This window comes from Cobetia sp. MM1IDA2H-1, from assembly GCF_002916775.2.
Taxonomy (GTDB): Bacteria; Pseudomonadota; Gammaproteobacteria; order Pseudomonadales; family Halomonadaceae; genus Cobetia; species Cobetia marina.
The window spans coordinates 2,365,770-2,380,592 of record NZ_CM133225.1 but is presented as its reverse complement, the minus strand read 5'-3'; the positions used below and the strand labels follow the sequence as shown (position 1 = coordinate 2,380,592).

The 14,823-nt window shown below is 59.5% G+C and carries 14 protein-coding genes; 7 read left to right on the top strand and 7 right to left on the bottom strand.

Annotation, left to right across the window (positions count from 1 at the left end; all coding sequences use genetic code 11):
* Positions 1–126 precede the first annotated feature (126 nt).
* The 7 genes from BOH68_RS10145 (at position 127) to BOH68_RS10115 (ending at position 6,647) form a co-directional block, all read left to right on the top strand.
* Positions 127–1,083, top strand: a complete 957-nt coding sequence (locus BOH68_RS10145) for a GlxA family transcriptional regulator (protein WP_077377493.1) — start codon at positions 127–129, stop codon at positions 1,081–1,083.
* Between the two features lie 334 nt (positions 1,084–1,417).
* Positions 1,418–2,461 carry a YHYH protein gene (locus BOH68_RS10140; protein ID WP_170877452.1) on the top strand — a complete coding sequence of 348 codons (1,044 nt, stop codon included), beginning with the start codon at positions 1,418–1,420 and terminating at the stop codon, positions 2,459–2,461.
* A 150-nt stretch (positions 2,462–2,611) separates the two neighbouring features.
* The gene (locus BOH68_RS10135) at positions 2,612–2,962 is read left to right on the top strand and encodes a hypothetical protein (protein ID WP_077377487.1); all 351 of its coding nucleotides are present in this window, start codon (positions 2,612–2,614) and stop codon (positions 2,960–2,962) included.
* A 361-nt stretch (positions 2,963–3,323) separates the two neighbouring features.
* The gene (locus BOH68_RS10130) at positions 3,324–4,298 is read left to right on the top strand and encodes a YHYH protein (RefSeq protein WP_170877451.1); all 975 of its coding nucleotides are present in this window, start codon (positions 3,324–3,326) and stop codon (positions 4,296–4,298) included.
* Positions 4,299–4,492: 194 nt separating this feature from the next.
* On the top strand, positions 4,493–5,113 hold the full coding sequence (locus BOH68_RS10125; RefSeq protein ID WP_077377480.1) for a HupE/UreJ family protein: 621 nt from the start codon (positions 4,493–4,495) through the stop codon (positions 5,111–5,113).
* Positions 5,110–5,661, top strand: a complete 552-nt coding sequence (locus BOH68_RS10120; protein WP_077377477.1) for a hypothetical protein — start codon at positions 5,110–5,112, stop codon at positions 5,659–5,661. The genes BOH68_RS10125 and BOH68_RS10120 overlap by 4 nt, the downstream gene beginning before the upstream one ends.
* An 80-nt stretch (positions 5,662–5,741) precedes the next feature.
* Positions 5,742–6,647 (top strand): hypothetical protein, encoded by a 906-nt coding sequence (locus BOH68_RS10115; protein WP_077377474.1) that lies wholly within the window; start codon positions 5,742–5,744, stop codon positions 6,645–6,647.
* Between the two features lie 142 nt (positions 6,648–6,789).
* Here BOH68_RS10115 and BOH68_RS10110 read toward each other — a convergent pair whose 3' ends face one another.
* The 7 genes from BOH68_RS10110 to BOH68_RS10080 all read right to left on the bottom strand — a co-directional run bounded on the left by BOH68_RS10110 (position 6,790) and on the right by BOH68_RS10080 (position 14,810).
* A complete protein-coding gene (locus tag BOH68_RS10110) occupies positions 6,790–7,836 on the bottom strand; it encodes an alpha/beta hydrolase (RefSeq protein ID WP_139345477.1) in 1,047 nt (348 codons plus the stop codon).
* A gap of 193 nt (positions 7,837–8,029) precedes the next feature.
* Complete coding sequence (locus tag BOH68_RS10105) at positions 8,030–9,019, bottom strand: IS481 family transposase (RefSeq protein WP_456821146.1); 990 nt, start codon at positions 9,017–9,019, stop codon at positions 8,030–8,032.
* 323 nt (positions 9,020–9,342) lie between these two features.
* Positions 9,343–10,986, bottom strand: coding sequence for an electron transfer flavoprotein-ubiquinone oxidoreductase (locus tag BOH68_RS10100; protein ID WP_077371137.1), 1,644 nt, complete (start codon positions 10,984–10,986; stop codon positions 9,343–9,345).
* Positions 10,987–11,117: 131 nt separating this feature from the next.
* The gene (purU, locus tag BOH68_RS10095; protein ID WP_077371139.1) at positions 11,118–11,999 is read right to left on the bottom strand and encodes a formyltetrahydrofolate deformylase; all 882 of its coding nucleotides are present in this window, start codon (positions 11,997–11,999) and stop codon (positions 11,118–11,120) included.
* A gap of 221 nt (positions 12,000–12,220) precedes the next feature.
* A complete protein-coding gene (gene folD, locus BOH68_RS10090; RefSeq protein WP_077371141.1) occupies positions 12,221–13,120 on the bottom strand; it encodes a bifunctional methylenetetrahydrofolate dehydrogenase/methenyltetrahydrofolate cyclohydrolase FolD in 900 nt (299 codons plus the stop codon).
* Positions 13,120–14,046, bottom strand: coding sequence for an electron transfer flavoprotein subunit alpha/FixB family protein (locus tag BOH68_RS10085; protein ID WP_077371143.1), 927 nt, complete (start codon positions 14,044–14,046; stop codon positions 13,120–13,122). Before BOH68_RS10085 ends, folD begins: the two co-directional genes overlap by 1 nt.
* Positions 14,046–14,810: an electron transfer flavoprotein subunit beta/FixA family protein gene (locus tag BOH68_RS10080; RefSeq protein WP_077371145.1), complete on the bottom strand. Its 765-nt coding sequence runs from the start codon at positions 14,808–14,810 to the stop codon at positions 14,046–14,048. Before BOH68_RS10080 ends, BOH68_RS10085 begins: the two co-directional genes overlap by 1 nt.
* Between the last annotated feature and the right edge of the window lie 13 nt (positions 14,811–14,823).

The following is a 14,823-nucleotide window of genomic DNA, read 5'->3' as shown; positions in this document are numbered from 1 at the left end:
GTCTGTTTTGTCGTCAGGCGAATTATTGTTAACGTAATGCGTCATTTTTGACGGTCGTCGTCATGTCACGCTCTCGGGTGATGACCCATGACACCTCTCTTTCCCTGTCACGGAGGCTCTCGCGTCATGCGTCTCGACTATTCCGGCCCCTTGCCCGAAACGATCGGATTTCTGCTGCTGCCGCGTTTTTCGATGATGGCCTTCTTCGCGGCGGTGGAGCCGTTGCGCATCGCGAATCGCATCAGCGGCAAGCCGCTGTTTCGCTGGTTGCTGATCAGTGAGGATGGCCAGCCGGTCACGGCATCGAGTGGCATGACGCTGGTGGCGGATCACAGCATTCTGGATATCCGCTCGCTGCCTTCGCTTGCGGTATGCAGTGGCTTCGAGCCGGAAGCTCACCTGAATCGCGCTCTCACTGGCTGGCTGAATCGCCTCGATGCCGGTGGCTGTGTGCTGGGCGGGCTGGATACCGGGTGCTTCCTGCTCGCCGCGGCCGGACTGCTCAATGGTGAGCGCGTCACGCTGCACTGGGAGAGTCTGCCGTCGTTTCGCGAGCGTTTCCCTGCCATCAGCACCTCGGATGAATTGTTCGAGCTGGGCGCACGGCGTTTCTCGTGTGCCGGGGGAGCGGCGGCGATGGACATGGCATTGGACGTGATTGCCCGGCGGCACGGCACGGCCCTAGCAGTCGATGTCTCCGAGCAGCTTGTCCATGACCGCATGCGGACGCGTACCGATCAGCAGCGCATGACGCTGGCGCGGCGACTCGGCACTCACAAGCGCCAGCTGGTCGATGCCGTCGCCTTGATGGAGCAGCATCTGGACACCCCCCTGTCGCTGGAGGAGCTGGCCCGACGCTGTCGCATCTCGCTCAGACAGTTGCAGCGCCTGTTCGAGCAGGAGCTTTCCACCTCGCCGCGAGCCTGGTACCTGCGGCTGCGCCTGGAGCGGGCGCGGCACCTGCTCAAGGAAACCGACCTCGATATTCTCTCGGTCGGGCTGTCGAGCGGTTTTACCTCCAGCTCCAGCTTCTCTCGTGCCTACCGCAATCACTTCGGGCACTCCCCGCGCCAGACGCGCTGAGGCCTGGCCAAAGATGCTGCTTTAAACACACTGGCGATGCTTTCAACAATTGCTGCAAGTTCGTGTGCCACCTTGCGTGCGATCGGCTCTTATCAATGGCTTTTGTCGGTGGCCCTCATGCGGCTGTCATACCCGCGTGTCAAAAACCTGATCTGATGGGAAAGGCTGCCAGAAAGCGGGTATCTTCGCCTTGAGATGTCATGCTGTCGGACAGGGTGCGTCTTGTGCTGGATAAAGTACGAGGTTTCAGCCGGCGTTTGCCGCGGGTGAGTGATAGCTGCGTGTGGCCTGCAGAGGTATGAGAGCGACTTTCGCAATGACAAGGGGATGGGGAATGAAGCATCTGACAAGCAAGCTGCTATTGGGGAGCGCCATCGCATTGATGGCTTCCACGACCGCCGTGGCCCACGGCACCGACATGAGCGAGCGCCTGGCTACCCTCAAGTCGATGTTCGATGCCGACAGCATCGTCGCAGGCCCCGAGGTAGTGGATTGCACGCTGTCCGGCGGTACCGATACCCAATGTTTCAGCATCACGCTCAAGAACTCGCTGGCCGCTGATCAAATGGGCCCCTGGTGTCCCGGCAATATCGCGGATGGTGCCGAGAAAGGCGGCATCTGGGTGCGCGACGGCAAGCAATACGATGTCGATGGTGCCTTCATCGAGAATCTGGCCACTTTCTATGATGACCCCGAGTGGCAGCTGTTCGATGAGGACACCGGCAAGGTGCACGTCACCGATACCAGAACCGCGTGTGATCAGGCGGCGCGGCCGGATGTGGCCGAGGAGTACAACAACTACTGCGTGGAATGCCGCACGGAATACATGGATGAGGTCGTCGAGACCACCTATGTACTGCCATTGATGCCTGTTGCTCGTCAGGAAGAGGCGACAGGGCGCACGCCAGGCCCACGGGGTATCGCCTTCAACGGCGTCAGATTCGATGCCGCAGCGCCGCAGGATGCCATTCTCGCTGCCCATACTCTGGCCCCGTTCGACGATTGCGGCGGGCACGTCAATCTGCACGTGGGCTATCACTACCACGGTGCCAATGGCTGTAGCCCCAAGCAGGAGAAGTCTGAAGCGGATGCCCCGATGATCGGCTTCGCGATGGACGGTTACCCGATCCTGGCCAAGCTGACCGGTGAGGATGCTGAAAAGGCCGAGCTGGATGCCTGCAGCGGTCACGTCGCCGCAGGGATCGGCTATCACTATCACGGCAACAGTGCCGAGAAGAACGAGATTCTAGGTTGCTTCAAGGGCGAGATCGGCTGTGCGCTCGACTCACCGGATGCGGTCTGCAAGGCAGATGAACGCCCGGCAGGTGGGCCGCCCGAGGGCGGGCCTGAAGGGCAAAAGCCTCACGACGAGGCGTGAGGCCGAAGGCCTTTCTTGTGTGTATGGGGGAGTCCTTGCGAGTGCAGAGGGTGCTCCGGGGTTGTCGGCGTGGTTGCGGCTTTTTGACATATTGCCTGCACACTCTGGCGGCACCCTGCGTTGATCCGCACGAATACACAAGGAACGAGCATGATGAAGCTTTCTGGTCTCTCTGGCGTGAGTCAGGCTATCGCCCGCAGCGGTGCAATATTTGCCACCACCGGCGCCCTGCTGGCAGTTAGTGCCGTGAGTGCGGCGCAGCAACCGCCGCGCGGTAAGCCGCCTCAGGAAGCATTGGAGGCATGTATTGCCAAGCAGGTGGGAGACCAATGTCAGATTCAGGTGCAAGGTCAGCAGGATCTGATCCCCGGTCAGTGCATCGCACCGCCTGAGGGCGGCCCTGGCCCGGGTGCATCAGGTGACGCGCCGGCCGATGGCGGTGAAGGTCTTGCCTGTCTGCCCGTGGGTGCCAAGCCGCCGGGCGGCCCAGCGGAACGCTGAGGCTGAAGGCGCCTGCGCCGCATGCACCGTGAATGCTTCGCCCGCCATTCTGATGATGTTGCATGGAATTAGAGGGCGGGCATTGCTGTCTGTGGGCTGCCGGTTGTCAGTGCTTGATTGTTGACTGAAGCGCTGCTCTTTTGCATGCGTTCTGATTGACTCACCCTTTCTGTCGCGGTGACATCTTGCGCTTACCGCGATGCTCAAGCGTCATCTCAGGAGTCATTGAATGACCTTCACATCTCCTCATCGTGCAGCTGCCTTGCGGCACAAGGCACGCTTGCCCGCTTCAGTACGGTCTGCTTCAGTACTGTCAGCATCGGTCGCAATGCTCATGGCCGGCGCGGCTCACGCTGAAGTCGTGCCGAGCCAATTCTCTTCGGCCGCACTGGTGAAAGCCCCTGAAACGGTGAGCTGTACGCTGGAAAATGGCACGCAGTCCCAGTGCATCCGTCTGGTGGTCAAGTACAAGCCGGATGGCCTCAAAACCGGCCCGTTCTGCCCGCCATCTTTGGATGATGAGGGGGGTATCTGGGACTGGGATGGCGAGAATCCGGGGCTCTATCGTCTGGATCGTGCCTTCTTCGAGATGCTCGATACGCTCGGTTTCCATTTCTATGATGATGACGAATCGCTTCACATCATGACGGATCTGAGCAAGACGCTGGTCGAGGCCAACAACTGTCTCAACGTGGCCGAGGATGAGAGCGTCGAGATGACCGTACTGCTGCCCCTCCAACCGGTGGAGGCTGACGAGCCCACACCCCTAGGCACCGTCGCCAAGATCGGTCTTGCCCTGGATGGCGTGCCGATCTTCGCTGACGCCCCATCAGTGCTGGACACCGGCAACCTGCCGGCGCTGGATACCTGTGGCGGGCATGTCGACCCCGGTGGCTGGTATCACTGGCATGCCACGGCGACCGATATCGACACCCTCTATGATGAGCACGGTGTCGATGCCCACTGTCAGTTGCCACAAAGCCATACCGCACAGTTCGCCTATGCCTTCGATGGCTATCCGATGTTCGGCACCCAGGATTCCGGCGGCAGCGTCCCGACGGACCTCGACAGCTGTAATGGGCACTTCGGCCCCACAGAGCGCCACCCCGAGGGCGAGTACCACTATCACGCCACCGACGAGTTCCCGAATCTGCCCAAGTGCCTCAAGGGCGTGGTCGCCAAGGACAACTTCGTGACCACGGCCAGCATGGGCATCGGCTCGCCGCGTATACCGGGCCAGGGCCCTGGCCCGGGTGGGCCGGAGAAGGGCACGTCTGATCGCCCGGAGTCTGATCAGCCGTCAGAGGCCCCGTCTCAGGCATCCATTGAGCAGTAGAGGCGGATGTTCATCAGGCTATTGAGTGAAAGCTTGGGGTGGCAGCTTGGCGCGCCACCTTGCCGACAGTCGCGCGGACTGCCTGAGCATAAGCGTTGCATGAAATAGCGTGCTGTATGAAGAAGTCCTGCGGCCATGCGAGAGACCTGCATTGCCGCGAGGCTTCATGCTTTTCACCGAAGGATTGTTACCTCATGACGTTCACCCGCTTTTCGGCGCCGCGGCTCACGCGGACAGCCATCTCCCGTCTGGGCCTGTTGCTGGTCATGTTCTCCGGGGCTGCGCATGCCCATGTCGATACCGATTCGGTCGGTGGCTTTGCCGCGGGCTTCTTACATCCTCTGACGGGGCTTGATCACTTCACGGCCATGGTGGCGGTGGGCCTGTGGGGCGTGATTCTGAGGCGGCCCGCCACTTGGCTGCTGCCGGTCGTCTTCCCGATGATCATGGCGCTGGGCAGCGTGGTCGGCATCGTGGGTCTGGCGCTGCCGGGCATCGAGATCGGTATCGCGCTTTCCGCACTGATACTCGGCGCCTTCATCGTGTGGCGGGTCGCATTACCGCTGTGGCTCGCCTGTCTGGTGGTCTCGGTGTTCGCGATCTGTCATGGATACGCCCACGGGGCGGAATTGCCCCTGGCCTCTGATCCCTTCGCCTTCGCGATGGGTTTCATGTTGGCCACCGGCAGTCTGCATGCCGCCGGTATCGGCGTGGGCGTAGTGGCAGAGCGCTTTCGTCAGGGCGTGTTGCTGCGGGTGTTGGGCGCAGTGACGGCGCTGTTGGGCGTCTACTTCCTGATGGAGGCCCTGGCATGATGATGTGGGATCAATGGCTGTTGGGTGTTCGCGCCGCCACTGGAAGTCCGGTGATTATTTATCTGCTGATGACGGCCAGTCTGGTGGGCGTTGCCTGTCAGAGCCGCTTCACGACTGGCGAGTGGCTGCGCGGTGTCCTGCGTCTGATCAATGCCATGGTGCTGGGAATCGTGGTGGCGCTGTACGCGCCGGATTCGCTGGTTATGGCAGTGGTGGGTTTAGCGATCGTCACGGCCTCGCTGGTGTCGATTCATCTACCGCTGCGCACGCTGTGGGGCAGGGCGCTGATGGCGCATGTCCCGGCAACGTTGTCGGGGTTGGTGGTCGCCCTGCTGTTCGTCGGGCATGACGTGGCCACTCCCCCTGTGGCAATACTGCTGGGCGTGATGATGGCCATACTCCTCATCGTTGTCGCCGGCTGGGGAATGCTTGCCTTGGCCGGGCGTTTGCTCCCCGAGACGGCTTTCGTCATCGCCCAACGTGTGCTGGGTGCCTGGTTGGTCGCCATCGGCGTGATGACCCTGACATTCATCGTGATGCAGTGGTGAGGCTGGCCTCTTGCATTATCAGGCTGCTCGCCCCCATTGCATGAGGATATCCTCAGTAAGCCCCAAGGAATGGAGCGTGTATGCAGTTCATGAAATATGCCAGGCAGTTGGCGCGGAACCCGCTGGGGATCATCGCGTTGTTCATCTCGTTGATCTATGGCTTCGCGAGTCTGCTGCTGAATTCGGCGGCCGAGACGCTGACGGTGGCGGAGCGTTGGCCGTTGATCGGTTTCATCGTGGTGTTTCCGCTGCTGGTGCTGGCGGTGTTCTATCGTCTCGTGACCCATCATCACGGTAAGTTGTATGCGCCGGGGGATTACGACAAGGACCGCTCCTTCATGCGAACGCTATCGCCAACCGAGCAGGAGCAGCGTCTGACTCGCGAGGTGCAGGAGTCGCTGGGGGAGAGTGATTGGCAGCAGGGTGGAGCAGGAGCCGAGACTCCGATGTCAGCCGTTGCTGAGGATTGCGGGCAGGCCGTCGGCGATGCCGATGTCGCTCAGCTGTTGAGCCCGCAGGACAGCACCGATGAGAGGGCGCCGTTATCCCGTGCCGAGCACCTGGATCATCATCGCCAGCAATTGACCCAGCTGAAGGATGCGGTGCTGCGTCAGATGCAGGAGTCCTCCACTGCGGGCGGCGGTTCAAGCGGCGCGATGACGCGGCATGTGCGTGTGGGCGAGACCGATGCCTGCTTCGATGCGTTGCTCGAGGGAGAAAGTGCCCCCTTCACGTTCATTGAAGTGAAGGTGCTCAAGCACTACGCCAGAGCGCAGACGGTGCTGCAAAGTCTGCTTTACGAAGCGCTGCTAGCGGACCGCACCCTGGACGCCAATTTCAGACTGATTGTCGTGGTCGTGCTGACGGACGATTCATCTCAGGACATGACGCGCGAGCGGCTGGAGCAGGAGTGGCATCAGCGCATCCGTCAGTGCCCGGTCGCCATCGAGCTGCGCTTCATGTCACCGGCCAGCCTGAAGACTTGACCGACGGCTAGACGCTCAAGCGGTGGTCACCGAGCTTTTCAGTAATCAGCTATATCTGCCGTCAGCTATGTCGGTCACCAGATACACAAACGCCCAGTCACGACTATCGTGGCTGGGCGTTTGTGTGCGTGAGGGGCTTTCGCTAGTCCAGGGTGCACAGGCGCCGATCGAGGGCTTCACAGAAGGCCTGCCAGGCGTGCTGCATCTCGGGGAGCGCGTGATGCGCATGCAGCGCCGCATGCACCATGCCGCGTGCACTGCGATAACCGACATCGGCACCGCGCCAGCGCCAGACATCCACCGCTGCCTCCAGCGGTTGCGTCAGCGGGTCATGCTCGGCGGCCAGTACTTCGATCTGGCGTGCAGGCGGCTGCTGGGAATGGGCCGGCGAGGGCGAGTAACTGACTGAGCGGTCGCCCTCAGCGATGGTCAGCCACATGCTGACCACTTCATCGCGGCCGAGCAGCGGCGCATCCGAGCCCAGCGCGAACTCGTTCTCCTTGGCCAGCACGAAGACCGGGTCCATCGGCGGGTAGATCAGCCCCAGCACATAGCTTGTAGGCTTGTCGGGGGCCGGATGCTCCTGATGATGGGCCGTCTCCATTTCCGCGCCGTGGGTGCCGAGGCTTTGCATGCGTGTGCCTTGCAGGCCGATGTTGGGCATCTCGGTATCGAGTCGGCGCGCCACATCCATCGCCAGTCGAGCGCCGGCGCTGTCACCGACGATGGCCACCGGTTCGACTCTGGCGGAGAGGTGCTCGATGGTCGCCAGGCAATCCGCCAGTGCGTCCTGATAGTTGGCTTCCGGCAGCAGGCGATAATCGACACTGACCACCTCACGACCCAGCTGGGCGGCCAGGCTGGAGGCGATGCCTTGATGGCTCTCCGGCGAGCCTATTTGCCAGGCCCCGCCGTGCAGAAACACCACCGGCGCCGGCAGGTTGCCTTCCGCCTTGCGTGCCACCTCCGGGATGAAGTGGCGCAGGCGCAGTGGCGTCGCGCGGCCGGCGATCTCGACGTGATCCTCGTGGGTCGTGACGCCCTCGGCGAGCGGCGCGCCAAGTTGCTGGCACAGTTGTTCATAGCGCTCGCGGGCATCTGCCAGCGGCATCTCTACCATTTCATCAATGCCGCGCGCGAAGTCATCAATAAAGGTGCGACAGGTGATGGGGGAAGGGGTCATGGTCATAAATCGGCTCTCGGCGGGTGTCCCAAGACAATAACACCCCGCCAGAAGACTGGCAGGGTGCGGGTTTCGACGCTAAATCAGCGACTTGTTATCCGAAGCGGACATCGGTTGTCACACGTCTCAGGCCGTCTTGGACCAGTCATCGGCACTTGCTATAGTGACTGAGATGCTTACTCGCCTCTAGTGAGCTTGGCTAGGTGTCGGGTTCCGCCTGATTGATTACAGTCTGGGTAAACAGCTCCGGTCGTTCGGCCTGCCACTCCTTCATTGCTGCAACAGGTGCCCTGTGGTGTAGTGCCTTCTGAGGAATATGGTGGTTGTATAACCAGCAATACCGCTCGAGAGTCTGTTCTAAATCCTCACTTGAGTCATAGCGCCGAGTCGCCAGCACATCGCAGATACGCCCATTGAAGCGCTCCACCATTCCGTTCGTTTGGGGTCTGCCTGGCTTGATCAGTCGATGCTCAATGCCATGGTTCTGACATTCCTGATCGAAAAGATGATGCCCACTGGGCTTACGCTCGCCGCCCACGGTGAAGCGATCGGTAAAGGATTTACCATTGTCCGTGAGCACGGTTCGAATCGTGAAGGGAGCCTCCTCTTCCACACGCTTCATGAACGCCCGGGCATCCTTTGCAGATTGACTTGATCTGACCTCCAGATACACCCACCGAGTGGCACGATCAATCGCGACGTAGAGATAACGCTTGTGATCTTCGTCAGGCATTTGGGGCAGATGTTTGATATCTATGTGCACATACCCGGGCTCATAATCCTTGAAAGGCCGATGCTTAGGCTTCTCGACGCCTTCCGCGTCTCGACGTGCCAGCTTGGCGAGAGTTGGCACTTCACGCCGTTTGAGCATGCGCTGAAGCGCGGAACGTGACAGTTTGGGGTTCAGGAATTCACGAGCAACGACAAGTAGATCATCGAGTCCCAGCCGTAGTAACTCACGAGCGGCGATGACTATCTCTTCCTGCTCTGAGGTCAGAGTCGCCAGTAGGTTATGACGTGTGTGGGAACGATCCAGGACATCATCACGATGACGCCAGCGCTGGATAGTTGAGACGCTGACCCCAAACTGACGAGCAAGATCTTTGTTGGTCATACCGGCAGGAGCTGCTTGGATGTCGGCACGAATTTTCGGTGTCGTCGTCGCTTGCTTATGCAGCTTGATGTCCATGAAGCCTTTCCTGAATAAATTGCTTGATAAGCTCACGCGAGGCTAACAAAGGATAGCTTCGTTGTGAAATCCGATCATCCGGCACCCTACAGCTAGGAGCTACCGCAGATATGAGAATTCGAGATCGGATGTGGAGTCGCTGATCGCGCCATGTTCCTTGCCGGCCCTATCGGTGTTGCTGGTACAATTTCTGCCTGATGGGCTGATGTTTGTACGTTTTCGGTATCAATTCAGTGACGCCGCTGACTGGCTTTTCGGGGAGCAAGACTTGTAATCCATCAGACGAGAAATTGGTCAACTTGCCTTCTCAGGAAGCGTATGGGTTACATATTAGGGTAGTTGGGACCATCACCCCCTTGTGGGGTATTCCAGGTGATATTCTGGCTGGGGTCCTTGATATCACAGGTCTTGCAGTGCAAGCAGTTCTGGAAGTTGATCTGATAGGCAAGCTTGCCTTCGCTTTGCTCGACGACCTCATAGACGCCTGCCGGGCAATAACGCTGGGATGGCTCGGCAAACTGCGGCTGATTGACAGCGATAGGGATCGTTGCATCGCGCAGGACCAGGTGGCTGGGCTGACTCTCTACATGATTGGTCGCTGAGAACGCCACGTTGGTGAGACGATCGAAACTCAGCGTGTTATCCGGCTTGGGGTATTGGATTGGCGTGAAGTTCGCTGCCTTGCCGGTCGCCTGGGCATCATTCTTGCGATGCGTCAGCGAGCCCATCAGCGGTTTGCCGACCAGCGAAGCCCACCACATGTCCAGCCCCCCCAGCGCCAGTCCACCGATCAGCCCAAAGCGTGACCAGAGTGGTTTTACGTTCTGCACAGGCTTCAAGTCCTTGCCTACAGGGCCTTCGCGCAGTGTGGTTTCATAGTCGAGCAATTCATCACCGGCGCGCCCGGCCTTGATGGCGGCATGCGCTGACTCGGCTGCCGCAATGCCGGAGTGTATGGCGTTGTGATTGCCCTTGATCCGCGGCACGTTGACCAGACCGGCAGAACATCCCAATAGTACGCCGCCCGGGAAAGTGACTTTGGGAATCGACTGGTAGCCTCCCTCGGAAATTGCACGGGCGCCATAGGCAACGCGTTTACCGCCTTCCAGTAAATTGGCCACCATCGGATGCTGTTTGAAACGCTGGAATTCGTTGTAGGGCGACAGGTATGGGTTGGCATAATCCAAGTGCACGACGAAGCCAATGAACACCTGATGATTCTCGGCATGATAAATGAAGGATCCACCGCCAGTCTTGCGATCCAGCGGCCACCCCATGGTGTGTGTGACCGTGCCTTCCTTGTGCCTGGTGGGGTCGATGTCCCAGATTTCCTTTAGTCCCAGCCCGAACTTCTGCGGCTGGGATTCCTTACTGAGCTCAAAGTGTGCAATGACCTGCTTGGAGAGTGAGCCACGTGCGCCTTCGGCAAGAAAGACGTATTTGGCATGCACTTCCATGCCCGGCTCATAGGTTGGGCCGGGAGTGCCGTCACTGGCCAGGCCGAACTCACCGGCTACCACACCAGAGACACGCTCACCCTGCCACAGCAATTCGGAGCAGGCCATACCCGGGAATATATCTACTTCCATGCTCTCGGCGATTTCGGCCAGCCATCGACAGACATTGCCCATCGAGACGATATAGTTGCCCTCGTTATGCAGCATGCCGGGCATCAGGACGCTGGGCAGCGTCCGTTGGCTTCTCTCGCCCAAGTGCATGAAGGTGTCGGATGTCACCTCGGTCTTAATAGGAGACGCCATTTTGCGCCAGTCCGGCAACAGCGCATCCAGTCCTGACGGGTCCAGGATTGCGCCAGAGAGAACATGGGCACCAATCTCAGAGCCCTTTTCCAGCACCACTACCGAGAGCTGCGGATCGAGTTGCTTGAGGCGAATGGCCGAAGACAATCCTGCCGGCCCACCCCCTACGATGAGCACGTCGTACTCGATACTTTCACGCTGTGACACGGTCTGTGTCTCCGTTGTTGTTGTCGTTGGCTATCTGACATTGGCTATCTGACATTGGCTAGCTGTCAGTGGCTATTGATCTGTGATGCAGTTGGCTTGATTGTCAGCCAGGCCGATCAGGCGACCTCAGGTCACGAAAGGGCAGAGGCATAGCTTCCCGGGGACGGCGGGAAGACGATGGTCTTGGGGCCATTCGGGAAGACTCGGCGATTGGCGTGTGCGTGGATGGCGCGCGCCAGTACGGAAGATTCGACCTCTCGGCCCAGACTCACATAATCTGCGGCCGACTGGCCGTGGGTGACCCGAGTGGTTTCCTGCTCGATGATCGGTCCTTCATCCAGGTCTGCGGTCACGTAATGCGAGGTGGCACCAATCAGCTTCACGCCTTTCTGATAGGCCTGAAGATAGGGATTGGCTCCCTTGAAGGAGGGCAGGAAGGAGTGATGAATGTTGATGATACGACCCGACATCTTCTTGCAAAATTCATCCGAGAGCACCTGCATGTAGCGCGCTAGTACTACCAGTTCGGCGTCGCTGTCCTCGACCACCGCCATCAGACGAGCCTCTGCTTCCGGCTTGTTGTCCTTGGTGACCTTGATGTGATGGAAGGGAATGTCGTGGTTCACCACCTGTTTCTGATAGTCGTGATGGTTGGACACCACACCGACGATCTCGATTGGCAGCGAGCCGATCCGCGTGCGATACAGGATGTCGTTCAGACAGTGACCATGGCGTGAGACCATCAGCAGGACTTTCATCTTCTCGTCTTCGCCGTGGATTCCCCACTGCATGGAGAACTCTTCGGCGATCGGGACAAAGCCCTTGAGCAGTGCATCATGCGTGACTCCAGTTTCCGCCACGGCGCTGATGCGCATGAAGAAGCGGTCGGTGTCCGGGTCATCGAACTGGGCGCTATCAGTGATCGTGCACCCATTTTCTGACAGGTAAGCGGAGATGGCTGCAACGATTCCGCGCCTTGAAGGGCAGGTCACTGTCAGGCAATAACGAGACATGAGATGTGTCCTTTATTCTTGTGCTGTTGTCGAGAGCTTGTCGTTGACGTGTGATGAAATTGTGCTGAGCTTGTTGCAATGGTTTCTAGCTAGCGTTCTTCTGGGTAGCGTCATGACACTATGTTTCGTCAGCGCATAGGGCGCTTGAGCGAAAACATCTGTAGTGAAAGTGTGGCAGTCGAGGGCTACGCGGGTAGCATTCCGCCCAAACCTGCTTCTTTTCAGGCGCCAATCTGTCGCTGGCAAGCGGTCAAGGTATTGGCCAGCAGGCATGCAATGGTCATCGGGCCGACTCCGCCGGGCACCGGCGTAATGGCAGAGGCCGCCTCGAGTGCTTCCTCGAAGGCGACATCGCCAACGATGCGTGTCGTGCCATCATCGGTCTCGATACGATTGATGCCCACATCGATGACCACCGCGCCAGGCTTGAGCCAATCCCCGCGTACCAAGCCGGGAGAACCCGCTGCCACGACGACGATGTCGGCGGTCCTTACCATTTTTGCGGTATCACGACTGTAGCGGTGCAGTACCAATACCGAGCAGTCCTCTTTGAGCAGTAGCTGAATCAGCGGCCTGCCCACAACATTGGAGCAGCCGACCACGGCCACCACCTTGCCGCGCAGTTCCGTCACCGTTTCCTTGAGCAGCGTCATGCAGCCCAGTGGTGTACAGGGCACCAACCCTGGTTGCCGATTGACGAGCCGACCGATGTTCAAGGCGGTGAAGCCATCGACATCCTTCTCCGGAGCAATCGTCTCGATGATGCGGCCTTGGTCGAGATGGGCCGGCAATGGCAACTGCACCAGAATACCGTGTACGTCAATGTCAGTGTTCAGTCCGGCAATCAATTCGAGAAGCATCTTTTCGGTAGTGTCGACAGGCAGGCGGTGACACAGACTGATCATGCCGACGTCCGTGGTGCGTCGAATCTTGTGATTGACATAAATTTCGCTGGCCGGATCTTCTCCGACCAGCACCACGGCCAGCCCAGGCGTGATGCCTGAGCTTTTCTTGAGCGTTACTACGTCAGTGGCAACGCGTTCCTGCAGTCGCGCCGCGCTTCGGCGACCATCGATGAGCTGTGCTGAGTGTCGCGGTTTCTCTGTCAGATTAGTGGCCATCAGACCTGCTCCGAGAATTCGGGGACGGCCTCGAAGAGATCAGCCACCAGGCCATAATCGGCAATCTGAAAAATGGGGGCGTCTTCGTCACTGTTGATGGCGACGATGACCTTGGAATCTTTCATGCCTGCCAGGTGCTGGATGGCGCCAGAAATACCGCAAGCGATGTAGAGATCCGGTGCCACGACCTTTCCCGTCTGGCCGACCTGCCAATCATTAGGTGCGTAGCCGGCGTCCACGGCGGCACGTGATGCACCGACGGCGGCGCCCAGTTTGTCGGCCAGTTGATTGATGATGTTGAAGTTCTCTGCGGAACCAATACCACGTCCCGCGGACACCACGACCTTGGAGGAGGCGAGGTCCGGGCGTTCGGTGCTTGAGACGCTGTTCTCGATCCAGGCAGACAGCACCGGCAATTCTGGTGTGGTCGCTGTCTTGATAGATGCCTGCTGGTTGCAAGGGGCCGGCTCAAAGGCGGTGGTGCGTACGGTCAGCACTTTGATGGCATCCAATGACTGAACGGTCTGGATAGCATTGCCGGCGTAGATGGGACGACGGAAGGTATCAGTGCTATCGATGGAGATGATGTCTGCGATCACCATCACATCAAGTAGGGCGGCAACGCGCGGCAGGATATTCTTGGCATCGCTGGTTGCCGGTGCCAATAGATGTGTGTAGCCCTTGACGATGTCAGCCAGCAGGGCGGCTGTCGGCTCTGCCAGGCGCTGGGCTAGAGCAGCGTCTTCGACCTGGATCACGCCGCTGACACCGTTGATGGTTGCCGCCTGAACGGCAGCCTGCTCTATCCCGTGGCCGACACACAGCAGCGTGACGGTACCGAGCTGTGTGGCGGCGGTGACGGCGCGTTGGGTGGCATCCAGTGCGAGAGTCGAATCATTGATTTCAGCTAGTACCAGAATGCTCATCAGATCACCCCTGCTTCAGTCTTGAGTTTATCTACCAGCTCCACCACTGAGGTGACACGCTCACCTGGGGGACGGGCAGGAGGCTCTTCGGTATTCAGGATCGCAAGACGCGGGCGGATATCGATACCAAGGTCCTCACTGCTCAATGTTTCCAGGGGTTTGCGCTTGGCTTTCATGATGTTGGGCAGCGAGGCGAAGCGCGGATCGTTCATGCGCAGGTCGACCGTCACGATGCTCGGCAGCGGCACTTCAAGGGTCTGCAAGCCACCGTCGACTTCGCGCGTGACCCTGGCCTTGTCGGCCTCGACTTCCAGATCGGAAGCAAAGGTGGCCTGGCTCCAGCCCAGCAGCGCAGACAGCATCTGACCGGTAGCATTCATGTCGTTGTCGATGGCCTGCTTGCCGGCCAGTACCAGGTCGGGGCCTTCACGCTCGACCAGTGCCTTGAGAATCTTCGCGACGGCCAGCGGCTCTACGTCCTGCTGCACGTCATCCCCCGTCACTACCAGGATGGCGCGGTCAGCCCCCATGGCCAGCGCGGTACGCAGGGTGTCCTGTGCCTGCTTGACGCCAATCGAGACCACCACGACTTCTTCGGCAGCGCCCTTCTCCTTCAAGCGAATCGCTTCTTCGACGGCAATCTCGTCGAAGGGGTTCATGGACATCTTCAGGTTGGCGAGATCAACGCCAGTTCCGTCTGCCTTGACGCGTACCTTGACGTTGTAATCGATCACTCGTTTGATCGGGACCAGTATCTTCTTCATCGGTAACCTCGTG